Source organism: Enterobacter genomosp. O (genome assembly GCF_001022965.1).
GTDB classification, from domain to species: Bacteria; Pseudomonadota; Gammaproteobacteria; order Enterobacterales; family Enterobacteriaceae; genus Enterobacter; species Enterobacter cloacae_L.
The window spans coordinates 783,636-796,379 of the sequence record NZ_LECZ01000025.1 but is presented as its reverse complement, the minus strand read 5'-3'; the positions used below and the strand labels follow the sequence as shown (position 1 = coordinate 796,379).

The following is a 12,744-nucleotide window of genomic DNA, read 5'->3' as shown; positions in this document are numbered from 1 at the left end:
ATTTTCGCAAGAGCCGGGCGGTGAGTTTACAAATTAGTTTTACGTTATAAACCATCAAAATCGCGATGGCTCCAGGAACTTTGCGTATTAGCTCGCAATTTGGCGCGTGCGACGGCGGATTCCCTGCCCGCGGGAAGGGGAAAATGTTACACTTCGCGCCCACTGGATTGTTGTTCATGGAAACCTGCTAACCACATGTTTAAAATCAAAAAAGGACTTGATCTGCCGATTGCAGGCGTGCCCGATCAGCACGTTTCGACAGGCGTTAGTGTCCGTCATGTCGCCATCCTGGGCGACGACTACCTGGGAATGCGGCCGTCAATGCTGGTACAGGAAGGCGATCGCGTTATCAAAGGACAGGCGCTCTTTGAGGACAAAAAAAATCCCGGCGTAATGTTCACGGCACCCGCGAGCGGCATCGTTGTGGCGATAAACCGCGGCGAACGGCGCGTTCTGCAATCAGTGGTTATCCGCATTGAAGGCGATGAACAGCGTGAATTCGCCCATTACGATGTTGCGGACCTCGCGTCGCTGAGCCGTGACGCTGTTCAGGCTCAACTTCTGGCGTCCGGTTTATGGACCGCGCTTCGTACGCGTCCCTTCAGCAAATCCCCTGTTCCCGGTACGGAACCGGCCGCGATTTTCGTTACGGCAATGGACACCAACCCGCTTAGCGTGGACCCGCAGCCGGTTATCCTGGCGCAGCGCAAAGCCTTTGATGCCGGGCTGACACTTTTAACCCGCCTGACGTCGGGGAAAGTTCACGTTTGTCAGGCCGGCGGCGGCAAGCTCGGCGGGCATCCGCAGGGGCAGGTCACGTTTAACGAGTTTGCTGGCCCGCATCCGGCGGGGCTGGTCGGGACGCACATCCACTTCCTTGAGCCGGTAAGCCTGACGAAACAGGTCTGGCATCTTAACTATCAGGACGTTATTGCCATCGGTAAGCTATTCACCACCGGTGAACTGTGCGCTGAGCGGATCATCGCCATCGCCGGGCCTCAGGCGAGCCACCCGCGTCTGGTGAAGACGCTGCTGGGCGCGGATATCAATGAACTGCTGGTGGGTGAGATAAAAGAGGGCGAAAACCGCCTGATTTCCGGTTCGGTGCTCAGCGGCCGCCATGCTGTTGATGCGCACGCCTATCTGGGACGTTTCCATTTGCAGGTCAGCATTGTGCAGGAAGGCCGCGAGAAAGAGTTGTTCGGCTGGGTGCTGCCCGGCGCGGAGAAATATTCCGTCACCCGGACCACGCTGGGTCACTTCCTGCGTAACCGGCTGTTTAACTTCTCGACCACTACGCACGGTGGAGAGCGCGCCATGGTCCCGATTGGCAACTACGAGCGCGTCATGCCGCTGGATATTCTGCCGACCATGCTGTTGCGCGATCTCCTCGCCGGCGATACCGACAGCGCACAGGCGCTGGGCTGCCTTGAGCTGGACGAAGAAGACCTGGCGCTCTGTACCTATGTGTGTCCGGGAAAATACGAATACGGACCCGTATTGCGCGAGGTGTTAACCCGCATTGAGCAGGAAGGATAACCGATGGGCTTAAAACACCTCTTTGAAAAGATTGAGCCGCACTTTACCGAAGGGAAGCTCAAAAAGTACTACCCGCTGTATGAAGCAACGGCGACCATTTTCTACACGCCGGGGCTGGTGACGAAAGGGGCGGCGCACGTTCGTGACGCCATCGACCTCAAGCGGATGATGATCCTTGTGTGGTTTGCGGTCTTCCCGGCGATGTTCTGGGGGATGTACAACGTTGGCCTGCAGACCATACCGGCGCTGCACCACATGTACGATGCAGAGCAGCTGGCGCAGGTGCTTCAGTCTGACTGGCACTACCGTCTGGCCCAGTCGTTAGGGGTGAGCTTCGCGGCAGACGCAGGCTGGATGAGCATGATGACGCTGGGCGCGGTTTTCTTCCTGCCGATTTACATCACGGTCTTTATCGTGGGCGGCTTCTGGGAAGTGCTGTTTGCCATCATCCGTAAACATGAGATCAACGAAGGCTTCTTCGTGACCTCCATTCTATTTGCCCTGATTGTTCCCCCGACGCTACCGCTCTGGCAGGCGGCGCTGGGCATCAGCTTTGGCGTGGTGATAGCCAAAGAGATCTTCGGCGGAACCGGGCGGAACTTCCTTAACCCGGCGCTGGCGGGGCGTGCGTTTCTGTTCTTTGCCTATCCGGCACAAATCTCGGGCGACCTGGTGTGGACGGCGGCAGACGGTTTTTCCGGCGCCACACCGCTTTCGCAGTGGGCGGCACGCGGCGGTGAAGCGCTGGTGAACAACGCGACGGGACAGCCTGTCACCTGGTTCGATGCCTTTATTGGCAACATTCCGGGCTCCATCGGGGAAGTCTCTACGCTGATGATTTTGCTGGGCGGCGCGATCATTCTTTTCGGTCGCGTGGCCTCCTGGCGGATTGTTGCAGGCGTGACGATCGGCATGGTGCTGACCGCCACCCTGTTCAACGCTATCGGTTCGACCACCAACCCGATGTTCTCCATGCCGTGGTACTGGCATCTGGTGCTGGGGGGCTTCGCGTTCGGCATGATGTTTATGGCGACCGACCCTGTCTCTGCCTCGTTTACGGATAAAGGCAAATGGAGCTATGGCGTGCTCATTGGCGCGATGTGTGTCCTGATCCGCGTGGTCAACCCGGCGTATCCGGAGGGGATGATGCTGGCCATTCTGTTTGCCAATCTGTTTGCGCCACTCTTCGATTACCTGGTGGTGCGGGCCAACATTAAGCGGAGGAAGGCGCGTGGCTGAAGTTAAAAATAACGACAGCATCAGCAAAACGCTGCTGGTGGTATTGGTGCTCTGTCTGGTCTGTTCGATTGTCGTGGCCGGTTCTGCCGTGGGGTTAAAACCTCTGCAGCAGAAGCAACGCGCGCTGGATAAACAGCGCAACATTCTGGCCGTGGCCGGGCTGATGCAGGAAGGAATGAGCGCAGATGATGTTTCGGCAGTCTTTGCCGAACGTATTTCGGCGCGTCTGGTGGATTTAAAAACCGGACAGCTGCTGGATAAAGACCCGGCAACATTCAACCAGGCGCTGGCGCTGAAAGATCCGCAGATGAGCCTGACGCTTGAGGCATCGCAAGATCCCGCCGGTATTAAGCGCCGCAGTAATCTCGCCGAAATTTACCTGGTGCGCGATGAGCAAAAACGCGTGCAGGAAATGGTGCTGCCGATTTACGGCAACGGACTGTGGTCGATGATGTACGCCTTTGTGGCCCTTGATACGGATGGCCGCACCGTAAAAGGCATTACGTACTATGACCAGGGGGAAACGCCGGGGCTGGGTGGCGAAGTTGAGAACCCTAACTGGCGGGCACAGTTTGTCGGCAAAAAAGTGCTCGACGATAACGGCCTGCCCGCGCTGAAGGTGATGAAAGGGGCGGCACGTCCCGGAGACGACTACGCCGTCGACGGGCTTTCCGGCGCCACGCTCACATCAAAAGGCGTGCAGCACAGCTTTGATTTCTGGATGGGCGAGCTGGGCTTTGGTCCTTTCCTGAAAAACGTACGTGAAGGAGCGCTGAACAATGGCTGATACCGGTGAACTGAAAGAAGTCAAAAAGGTGCTCATTGGCCCACTGCTCGCCAATAACCCGATAACGCTGCAGGTGCTGGGCGTCTGTTCAGCCCTTGCGGTGACGACCAAGCTGGAAACGGCGGTCGTGATGACGCTGGCGGTAACGCTGGTAACCGCGTTTTCCAGCATGTTTATCTCAATGATCCGCCACCACATTCCCAACAGCGTGAGGATCATCGTGCAGATGGCGATCATCGCCTCGCTGGTGATCGTGGTCGATCAGCTGCTGCGCGCCTTCGCCTATGAAACCTCGAAACAGCTTTCGGTGTTTGTTGGGCTTATCATCACCAACTGTATCGTCATGGGGCGCGCGGAAGCCTACGCCATGAAAATGCCGCCGCTGGCGAGCTTTATGGACGGTATCGGCAACGGCCTCGGCTACGGCGTGATCCTGCTGACCGTTGGGTTCCTGCGTGAGCTCATTGGCAGCGGCAAGCTGTTTGGCATCACGGTGCTGGACACGGTGCAGAACGGCGGCTGGTATCTGCCAAACGGCCTGTTCCTGCTGGCTCCTAGCGCATTTTTCATTATCGGTTTGTTGATCTGGCTGATTCGTACGTTAAGACCAGAACAGCAGGAAAAGGAGTAACCGACGATGGCTCATTACCTGAGTTTGTTTGTGCGCGCGGTGTTTGTTGAAAACATGGCGCTCGCGTTTTTCCTGGGCATGTGTACGTTCCTTGCGGTTTCCAAAAAAGTGTCGACGGCCTTTGGACTGGGCGTGGCGGTGACGGTCGTGCTCGGGCTCTCCGTGCCCATTAACAATCTGGTGTACAACTTTGTGCTGCGGGACGGCGCGCTGGTGGAAGGCGTTGATCTCAGCTTCCTGAACTTCATCACCTTTATCGGGGTAATCGCGGCGCTGGTCCAAATCCTTGAGATGATCCTGGATAGGTATTTCCCGTCGCTTTACAACGCGCTGGGGATCTTCCTGCCGCTTATCGCGGTGAACTGCGCCATCTTCGGCGGCGTCTCGTTTATGGTTCAGCGTGATTACAACTTCAGTGAATCCGTCGTTTACGGCTTCGGTTCCGGCATCGGCTGGATGCTGGCGATTGTCACCATGGCGGGGATCCGCGAAAAAATGAAATATGCCAACGTGCCCGCGGGCCTGCGTGGCTTAGGGATCACCTTTATTACCACCGGGTTGATGGCGCTGGGCTTTATGTCCTTCTCCGGCGTGCAGCTATAAGGGCTTACAGATGGAAATTATTCTTGGCGTGGTGATGTTCACGCTGATTGTTCTGGTGCTGTCAGGGCTCATTCTGGCGGCGCGCGCGAAGCTGGTGAATTCCGGCGACGTGGTGATTGATATTAACGACGAGCCGCAGAATCAGATCCGCACGCCGGCGGGGGATAAGCTGCTCAATACGCTCTCCGGTAACGGCATTTTTGTCTCCTCAGCCTGCGGCGGCGGCGGCTCCTGCGGGCAGTGCCGCGTGAAGGTGAAAGAGGGCGGTGGCGATATTCTGCCAACCGAACTGGCGCATATCACAAAACGTGAGGCAAAAGAGGGCTGCCGTCTCGCCTGCCAGGTCGCGGTGCGGCAGAACATGAAGATTGAGCTGCCGGAAGAGATATTCGGCGTTAAAAAATGGGAGTGCGAGGTTATCTCTAATGATAACAAAGCCACCTTTATTAAAGAGCTGAAGCTGCGGGTACCGGAAGGGGAAGATGTTCCGTTCCGCGCCGGGGGATACATTCAGATTGAGTGCCCGGAGCACACGGTGGCGTATGCGGACTTTGACGTTCCGCAGGAGTACCGCGCCGACTGGGACAAATTCAATCTCTTCCGCTTTGTGTCGGAGGTGAAAGAGCCGACGCTGCGCGCCTACTCGATGGCCAACTACCCGGAAGAGAAGGGCATTATCATGCTCAACGTGCGTATCGCCACGCCGCCACCGAACGTGCCGGACGCGCCGCCGGGCGTGATGTCGTCGTACATCTGGTCCCTCAAGCCTGGTGACAAAGTGACGATCTCCGGTCCGTTCGGTGAGTTCTTTGCCAAAGATACCGAGGCTGAAATGGTGTTTATCGGCGGCGGTGCCGGTATGGCCCCGATGCGCTCGCACATCTTTGACCAGCTGAAGCGGCTCGGTAGCCAGCGCAAGATCAGCTTCTGGTACGGGGCGCGCTCGCTGCGCGAGATGTTCTATGATGATGAATTCGAACAGCTGGCGCGTGAAAACCCGAACTTTACCTTCCACGTGGCGCTCTCCGATCCGCAGCCGGAAGATAACTGGACGGGATACACGGGGTTCATTCACAACGTGCTGTATGAACACTACCTCAAACAGCACCCGGCACCTGAGGACTGCGAGTTCTATATGTGTGGGCCACCGATGATGAACGCCGCCGTGATTAAGATGCTGAAAGATCTTGGCGTGGAAGATGAGAACATCATGCTTGATGACTTTGGAGGCTGATGATGCTGACGTTTCTGGCAACCTTTGCGGTTTTTGTGCTTGTCATCTTCGGCATGTCGTTAGGCTGGATCGTTAAGCGGAAAAGCCTTCAGGGCAGCTGCGGCGGCATCTCATCCATTGGGATGGAGAAGGTGTGCGACTGCCCGGAACCGTGCGATGCGCGGAAAAAACGGATGGCCCGCGAACAGCAGCGCATTATTTAAGTTTTTGTCGGCCGGGTAAGGCAAAGCCGCCACCCGGCGTTCTTAGATCAGCTTCTCAATCCTCATTTGTTTACTGTATACTTATCCAGTAATGAGTGAGGGCTTACTATGCGCAAAATTATCCATGTTGATATGGACTGCTTTTTTGCCGCAGTGGAGATGCGTGACAACCCGGCGCTGCGGGATATTCCCATCGCCATTGGCGGCAGCCGCGTGCAGCGGGGGGTGATCAGCACCGCAAACTACCCTGCGCGCAAATTTGGCGTGCGTAGCGCCATGCCGACGGCGATGGCCTTAAAGCTTTGCCCTCATCTCACGCTCCTGCCAGGCCGGTTTGACGCCTATAAGGAAGCCTCGGTTCATATTCGCGAAATCTTCTCCCGCTATACCTCTCTGATTGAACCGCTGTCGCTGGACGAAGCCTATCTGGATGTTACCGACAGCGTGCATTGTCACGGCTCCGCCACGCTAATGGCTCAGGAGATCCGCCAGACGATTTTCAACGAGCTGAATCTGACCGCATCGGCGGGCGTGGCACCCGTTAAATTCCTCGCCAAAATTGCCTCCGATTTGAATAAGCCCAACGGCCAGTACGTCATCACGCCGGAAGAGGTGCCTGCATTTTTAAAAACGCTGCCGCTCGGCAAAATCCCCGGGGTGGGAAAAGTCTCCGCCGCAAAGCTGGAAAGCATGGGATTACGCACCTGCGAAGATGTGCAGCGAAGCGATCTCGCCATGCTGCTCAAGCGCTTTGGCAAGTTTGGCCGTGTGCTGTGGGAGCGCAGCCAGGGGATTGACGATCGCGATGTGAACAGCGAACGGTTACGGAAATCCGTTGGCGTTGAGCGAACCCTCAGTGAAGATATTCATGACTGGTCCGAATGCGAATTCATTATCACAGAACAGCTCTACCCGGAGCTGGAACGACGCTTAATTAAAGTAAAACCGGACCTGCTTATTGCCCGTCAGGGTATCAAGCTAAAATTCAACGACTTCCAGCAGACCACGCAGGAACACGTCTGGCCGCGTCTGAATAAAGACGATCTCATTGCGACGGCGAAAAAGGCATGGGAAGAGCGGCGGGCAGGGCGCGGAGTCAGGCTGGTGGGGTTGCACGTCACGCTGCTGGACCCGCAGCTGGAACGACAGCTGGTATTGGGATTGTAAAAAGACCGGTGGCACGATGTTGTACACCCTCTCCCCTTTGGGAGAGGGCTGGGGTGAGGGTATTACTTAGCAGGAATCGCTTTCAGCAGTTCAGTCAGCAGTGTCCAGTAATGGCCCACGCTTTCGATATGAACCTGCTCATCCGGTGAGTGTGGTCCGGTAATGGTTGGCCCGATAGAAACCATGTCCATGTCCGGATACGGCTTTTTGAACAGGCCACATTCCAGACCGGCGTGGATCACCTGGATGTTCGGGGTGCTGTTGAACAGACGCTGGTAAGTTTCACGCACCAGTGCCATCACCGGAGAGCTCGCATCCGGCTGCCAGCCCGGGTAGCTGCCTTTAGCGGAGGTTTTTGCGCCCGCCAGCGTGCCCAGAGACTCCAGCATGCTCACTACGTACTCTTTACCGCTGTCGATAAGTGAGCGGATCAGGCAGATGATTTCCGCGCTGTCGTCGCTCATGGTTACTACGCCCACGTTCAGGGAGGTTTCCACCACGCCTTTCGCCACGTCAGAGTTGCGGATCACGCCGTTTGGCGTCGCATTCAGCAACTGAACGAAGGTGTCACGAGACTTTGCGGTCAGCGCGGCTTTATCCGTGGAGACGGATTCCAGCACCACGGTCAGATTTTTCTCTTTTGCTGACAGTTCGTTTTTCAGGATATCCAGGTACACGCTGGAGAGCTTTTTCAGCTCGTCCGCTTTTGCCGCCGGCACCGCCACGGTGGCGAACGCTTCGCGCGGGATCGCGTTGCGCAGCGTACCGCCGTTGAAATCGACCAGACGCAGGTCCAGTTCAGCCGCATGACCTGCCAGGAAGCGCGCCAGCAGTTTGTTGGCATTCCCCAGGCCCAGGTGAATATCACCGCCGGAGTGGCCGCCTTTCAGCCCTTTCAGCGTCAGCTTGAAGGTCTGGAAACCGGCAGGAATCGCTTCGCGCGACAGCGGCAGGGTAGAGATGAAATCAATCCCGCCCGCGCAGCCCATGTAGATCTCGCCTTCTTCTTCGGAGTCGGTGTTGATCAGAATATCCGCCTGCAGCCAGTTCGCCTGCAGACCGAATGCGCCGTCCATACCCGCTTCTTCAGTCATGGTCAGCAGCACTTCCAGCGGACCGTGCTCAACGCTGTCGTCAGCCAGCACGGCCAGCGCAGAGGCCATGCCGATCCCGTTATCTGCGCCAAGCGTAGTGCCGCGCGCTTTCACCCAGTCGCCGTCGATGTACGGTTGAATCGGATCTTTAGTGAAGTCGTGAACGGTGTCGTTGTTCTTCTGTGGCACCATGTCCAGGTGCGCCTGCAGCACAACCGGTTTACGGTTTTCCATGCCTGCGGTAGCGGGCTTGCGGATCAGAATGTTGCCAACCTGGTCACGTTCAGCATGCAGGCCTTTTTCCTTCGCCCAACCCATAATATGTTCGGCAAGCTGTTCTTCATGGTAGGAAGGGTGTGGAATGGAGCAGATTTTGGCAAAAATATCCCACAGCGGCTGCGGAGATAATTGAGACAGTTCAGACACGATAAGTCTCCTTGTCGAGGCGCTGCAAACAGGGTTGCAGGTCACAGGGTTAGCAGGTTAATAGTTACCACAAGTCAGGCTTGCGAGATGAAACTGAGAATACCACTTTCTCTGCTGGCTGGTAGCATAAAGCATGTAAAAACTCAGGCAGAGGGCGCTAAACACTGGTTTTTAGTGCGTCAGATCTCTATAATCTCGCGCAACCTATTTCCCCCTCGAACACTTTTTAAGCCGTATAAAAACAGGCTGGGACACTTCACATGAGCGAAAAATACGTCGTCACCTGGGACATGTTGCAGATTCACGCACGCAAACTGGCTGCGCGTCTGATGCCTTCCGAACAGTGGAAAGGCATTATTGCCGTCAGCCGTGGCGGTCTGGTACCGGGGGCGCTGCTGGCACGTGAGCTGGGCATTCGTCATGTCGATACCGTATGCATCTCCAGCTATGACCATGACAACCAGCGCGAGCTGACCGTACTGAAACGCGCGGAAGGCGACGGTGAAGGTTTCATCGTTATTGATGACCTGGTGGATACCGGCGGTACTGCGGTGGCCATCCGCGAAATGTATCCAAAAGCGCATTTCGTGACTATTTTCGCGAAACCAGCGGGTCGCCCACTGGTTGACGATTACGTGATTGATATCCCGCAGGATACCTGGATTGAACAGCCATGGGATATGGGCGTGGTCTTTGTACCGCCTATTTCAGGCCGTTAATATCAGTACGTAACTTTACACGCCCGGCTATGCCGGGCGTTGTTCTTTTTAGCCTGCACCGCGTTACAATAGTCTCTATACGACGTATCCATGGAGGCAACGCAATGACGCAGGCGAATCTCACCGAAACTCTCTTCAAACCCCGTTTCAAACACCCTGAAACGTCGACGCTGGTGCGTCGCTTTAATCCGGGTACCCAACCTGCCGTCCAGTCTGCGTTAGACGGTAAAAACGTGCCTCACTGGTATCGCATGATTAACCGCCTGATGTGGGTCTGGCGCGGTATCGATCCGCGTGAAATCCTCGACGTGCAGGCGCGTATCGTAATGAGTGAAGCCGAACGTACCGACAGCGAACTCTACGATACGGTGGTGGGCTACCGCGGCGGTAACTGGATCTACGAGTGGTCGAAACAGGCGATGCTCTGGCAGCAAAAAGCCAGCCAGGAAGAGGACGCCACGCTCAGCGGCAAGCACTGGCTGCATGCCGCTAACCTTTACGGGATTGCCGCCTACCCGCATTTAAAAGGCGATGAACTGGCCGAGCAGGCTCAGGCGCTGGCGAATCGCGCCTATGAAGAGGCGGCTCAACGCTTGCCGGGCCAGATGCGCGAACTTGAGTTTACCATTCCGGGTGGCGCGCCCGTTACCGGGTTCCTGCATATGCCTGAAGGGGAAGGCCCGTTCCCGACCGTACTGATGTGCGGGGGGCTGGATTCGTTGCAGATCGACTATTACAGCCTGTACGAGCGCTACTTCGCACCAAAAGGGATCGCGATGCTGACGCTGGATATGCCCTCAATTGGTTTCTCATCCAAGTGGAAACTGACTCAGGATTCGAGCCTGCTGCACCAGCATGCGCTAAAAGCGCTTGAAAACATTCCGTGGGTTGACCACACCCGCGTGGCGGCATTTGGCTTCCGTTTTGGCGCGAACGTCGCGGTGCGTCTGGCCTACCTTGAAGCTTCTCGTCTGAAAGCCGTCGCCTGCCTTGGGCCGGTCGTTCACGCCCTGCTCAGCGATCCCGCGCGCCAGGGTAGCGTACCTGAAATGTACCTTGACGTGCTGGCCAGCCGCCTTGGCATGCATGATGCATCAGACGAAGCGCTGCGCGTTGAGCTCAATCGCTACTCGTTAAAAACGCAGGGTTTGCTGGGACGACGCTGCCCAACGCCGATGCTGTCGGGGTTCTGGAAAAACGATCCGTTCAGCCCGGAAGAAGAGTCGCGCTTAATCACGTCGTCATCTGCGGATGGCAAATTGCTTGAGGTGCCGTTCAGCCCGGTCTATCAGAATTTCGACAAAGCACTGAAAGAGATTACGCGCTGGATCGCTCAGAGATTGTGTTAATAGTTTGCTAAATTTTGCTGGTTTGGTAAAACAGTGGCTTCACAAAAGGAGATCGCAATGACGTTACCGAGTGGACACCCGAAAAGTAGACTGATTAAGAAGTTTATGGCTCTCGGCCCGTATATTCGAGAAGAGCAGTGTGAAGAGAATCGCTTTTTTTTCGACTGCCTGGCTGTATGCGTCAACGTGAAGCCTGCACCCGAAAAACGTGAATTCTGGGGCTGGTGGATGGAAATGGAAGCAGAGGAAAAACGTTTTACGTATAGCTACCAGTTTGGCCTGTTTAATAAAGACGGCAACTGGCAGGCCACCACCATTAAAGATCAGGAAGTGATCGATCGCCTCGAATATACGCTGAAAGAGTTCCACGCTAAAGCAAGCGCGCTGCTGGCAACCCTGGATCTGAAGTTCGAACCAGCGGATGACTTTTCCAGCGAAGCGGTGAAGCTGACTGCCTGATGGTGTCACGACGCCGGGTGGCGGCTTCGCCTTACCCGGCCTACAAAAACTGATGCTCTTCTCCCTCTCCCTGTGGGAGAGGGCCGGGGTGAGGGCACCAGACCGCATTAATTCCCGACAAAAAAACCGGCATCACGCCGGTTTTTTTATTTCGCATAATCAGAACTGGTAGGTCATGCCCAGAGCAACAATGTCATCGCTGCTCACGCCCAGTTTATTTTTGTCGTCAATCTGGTTGATTTTATAATCAACAAACGCGGACATATTTTTGTTGAAGTAATAGGTCGCGCCAACGTCAATATATTTCACCAAATCTTCGTCACCGATACCTTCGATATCTTTGCCTTTAGACTGGACATAACCCAGGGACGGACGCAGACCGAAATCGAACTGATATTGTGCAACGACTTCAAAGTTCTGCGCTTTATTTGCAAAACCACCTGAAATTGGGGTCATGTTGCGGGTTTCTGAATACATGGCGGCCAGATAAATATCGTTCGCGTCATATTTCAGACCGGTTGCCCAGGCTTCTGCTTTTTGCCCCTGACCACGCGCCAGCAGGTTCTGAGCATTGGTGCGGTCAGAGCTGGTGTAAGCGCCGCTGACTGCGAAATCGCTGCCGCCGAAGTCATAGGACAGAGAGGTACCAAAACCGTCACCGTTCTGTTTCTTGGCGTCACGGTTTTCGTTTTTGCCCTGGTATTGCAGGGTCATGTCCAGGCCGTCAACCGCGCCGAAGAAGTCGGTGTTACGGTAGGTGGCAAGGCCGGTAGCACGCTTGGTCATGAAGTTATCGGTCTGCGCGGAAGAGTCGCCGCCGAACTCAGGGAACATATCGGTCCAGGCTTCGACGTCATACAGGGCGCCCAGGTTACGGCCGTAATCCAGAGAACCGAAGTTTTTCAGCTTCAGGCCCGCGAACGCCAGACGGGTTTTCTGGGAGGAGTCGCTCTCGGCTTTGTTGCCCGCAAATTCGGATTCCCAACGGCCATAGCCCGTCAGCTGATCGTTAATCTGTGTTTCGCCTTTAAAACCGAAACGAACGTAAGTCTGGTCGCCGTCTTTAGTGTCGTCATCACTGATGTAGTGCATGGCTTTAACTTTGCCGTACACGTCCAGTTTATTACCGTCTTTATTATAAACTTCAGCTGCGTGAACGGATGCAGAAGCCACTACGCCCATAACCACTAATGCCAGAGTGCTCTTTTTCATTTTCGATCCTGTCTTATAAACGCGCTAAAAAATTCGCTGGACGATAAGCTCATGCTTAAGTCCCGTGAAAAAACAGGAAGGG

At 55.6% G+C, this 12,744-nt stretch carries 13 protein-coding genes; 11 read left to right on the top strand and 2 right to left on the bottom strand.

Annotated elements, in window-relative coordinates; all coding sequences use genetic code 11:
• Positions 1-195: 195 nt before the first annotated feature.
• From ABR39_RS13665 to dinB, 8 genes are all read left to right on the top strand, one after another.
• The gene (locus ABR39_RS13665; protein WP_047347356.1) at positions 196-1,539 is read left to right on the top strand and encodes a Na(+)-translocating NADH-quinone reductase subunit A; all 1,344 of its coding nucleotides are present in this window, start codon (positions 196-198) and stop codon (positions 1,537-1,539) included.
• Between the two features lie 3 nt (positions 1,540-1,542).
• Positions 1,543-2,778, top strand: a complete 1,236-nt coding sequence (locus tag ABR39_RS13660; RefSeq protein WP_047347355.1) for an NADH:ubiquinone reductase (Na(+)-transporting) subunit B — start codon at positions 1,543-1,545, stop codon at positions 2,776-2,778.
• On the top strand, positions 2,771-3,565 hold the full coding sequence (locus ABR39_RS13655; RefSeq protein WP_047347354.1) for a Na(+)-translocating NADH-quinone reductase subunit C: 795 nt from the start codon (positions 2,771-2,773) through the stop codon (positions 3,563-3,565). The genes ABR39_RS13660 and ABR39_RS13655 overlap by 8 nt, the downstream gene beginning before the upstream one ends.
• Positions 3,558-4,196: an NADH:ubiquinone reductase (Na(+)-transporting) subunit D gene (locus tag ABR39_RS13650; RefSeq protein WP_008500256.1), complete on the top strand. Its 639-nt coding sequence runs from the start codon at positions 3,558-3,560 to the stop codon at positions 4,194-4,196. The genes ABR39_RS13655 and ABR39_RS13650 overlap by 8 nt, the downstream gene beginning before the upstream one ends.
• A gap of 6 nt (positions 4,197-4,202) precedes the next feature.
• Positions 4,203-4,799, top strand: coding sequence for an NADH:ubiquinone reductase (Na(+)-transporting) subunit E (nqrE, locus tag ABR39_RS13645; protein WP_044867920.1), 597 nt, complete (start codon positions 4,203-4,205; stop codon positions 4,797-4,799).
• A 10-nt stretch (positions 4,800-4,809) separates the two neighbouring features.
• Entirely contained in the window at positions 4,810-6,033 is a 1,224-nt protein-coding gene (gene nqrF / locus ABR39_RS13640; RefSeq protein WP_047347353.1) for an NADH:ubiquinone reductase (Na(+)-transporting) subunit F, read from the top strand.
• Positions 6,033-6,236, top strand: coding sequence for a (Na+)-NQR maturation NqrM (gene nqrM / locus ABR39_RS13635; RefSeq protein ID WP_059310466.1), 204 nt, complete (start codon positions 6,033-6,035; stop codon positions 6,234-6,236). Before nqrF ends, nqrM begins: the two co-directional genes overlap by 1 nt.
• A gap of 108 nt (positions 6,237-6,344) precedes the next feature.
• On the top strand, positions 6,345-7,403 hold the full coding sequence (gene dinB, locus ABR39_RS13630; RefSeq protein ID WP_047347351.1) for a DNA polymerase IV: 1,059 nt from the start codon (positions 6,345-6,347) through the stop codon (positions 7,401-7,403).
• 62 nt (positions 7,404-7,465) lie between these two features.
• Here dinB and pepD read toward each other — a convergent pair whose 3' ends face one another.
• Positions 7,466-8,923 carry a cytosol nonspecific dipeptidase gene (pepD, locus tag ABR39_RS13625; RefSeq protein WP_047347350.1) on the bottom strand — a complete coding sequence of 486 codons (1,458 nt, stop codon included), beginning with the start codon at positions 8,921-8,923 and terminating at the stop codon, positions 7,466-7,468.
• 260 nt (positions 8,924-9,183) lie between these two features.
• Between pepD and gpt the strand changes: the two genes are divergently transcribed.
• The 3 genes from gpt (at position 9,184) to crl (ending at position 11,450) form a co-directional block, all read left to right on the top strand.
• Complete coding sequence (gene gpt / locus ABR39_RS13620; protein WP_010427903.1) at positions 9,184-9,642, top strand: xanthine phosphoribosyltransferase; 459 nt, start codon at positions 9,184-9,186, stop codon at positions 9,640-9,642.
• 104 nt (positions 9,643-9,746) lie between these two features.
• Complete coding sequence (gene frsA / locus ABR39_RS13615) at positions 9,747-10,991, top strand: esterase FrsA (protein ID WP_047347349.1); 1,245 nt, start codon at positions 9,747-9,749, stop codon at positions 10,989-10,991.
• 57 nt (positions 10,992-11,048) lie between these two features.
• Positions 11,049-11,450, top strand: a complete 402-nt coding sequence (gene crl, locus ABR39_RS13610) for a sigma factor-binding protein Crl (RefSeq protein ID WP_045330370.1) — start codon at positions 11,049-11,051, stop codon at positions 11,448-11,450.
• A 159-nt stretch (positions 11,451-11,609) separates the two neighbouring features.
• Here crl and phoE read toward each other — a convergent pair whose 3' ends face one another.
• Entirely contained in the window at positions 11,610-12,662 is a 1,053-nt protein-coding gene (gene phoE / locus ABR39_RS13605) for a phosphoporin PhoE (RefSeq protein WP_047347348.1), read from the bottom strand.
• Positions 12,663-12,744: the final 82 nt, after the last annotated feature.

Excerpts from the sequence above, each read along its gene's own strand:
- frsA (WP_047347349.1), top strand. The coding sequence starts at position 9,747 with ATGACGCAGGCGAATCTCACCGAAACTCTCTTCAAACCCCGTTTCAAA.
- nqrM (WP_059310466.1), top strand. The coding sequence starts at position 6,033 with ATGATGCTGACGTTTCTGGCAACCTTTGCGGTTTTTGTGCTTGTCATC.
- ABR39_RS13660 (WP_047347355.1), top strand. The coding sequence starts at position 1,543 with ATGGGCTTAAAACACCTCTTTGAAAAGATTGAGCCGCACTTTACCGAA.
- nqrE (WP_044867920.1), top strand. The coding sequence starts at position 4,203 with ATGGCTCATTACCTGAGTTTGTTTGTGCGCGCGGTGTTTGTTGAAAAC.
- crl (WP_045330370.1), top strand. The coding sequence starts at position 11,049 with ATGACGTTACCGAGTGGACACCCGAAAAGTAGACTGATTAAGAAGTTT.
- dinB (WP_047347351.1), top strand. The coding sequence starts at position 6,345 with ATGCGCAAAATTATCCATGTTGATATGGACTGCTTTTTTGCCGCAGTG.
- ABR39_RS13650 (WP_008500256.1), top strand. The coding sequence starts at position 3,558 with ATGGCTGATACCGGTGAACTGAAAGAAGTCAAAAAGGTGCTCATTGGC.
- phoE (WP_047347348.1), bottom strand. The coding sequence starts at position 12,662 with ATGAAAAAGAGCACTCTGGCATTAGTGGTTATGGGCGTAGTGGCTTCT.
- nqrF (WP_047347353.1), top strand. The coding sequence starts at position 4,810 with ATGGAAATTATTCTTGGCGTGGTGATGTTCACGCTGATTGTTCTGGTG.
- ABR39_RS13665 (WP_047347356.1), top strand. The coding sequence starts at position 196 with ATGTTTAAAATCAAAAAAGGACTTGATCTGCCGATTGCAGGCGTGCCC.
- gpt (WP_010427903.1), top strand. The coding sequence starts at position 9,184 with ATGAGCGAAAAATACGTCGTCACCTGGGACATGTTGCAGATTCACGCA.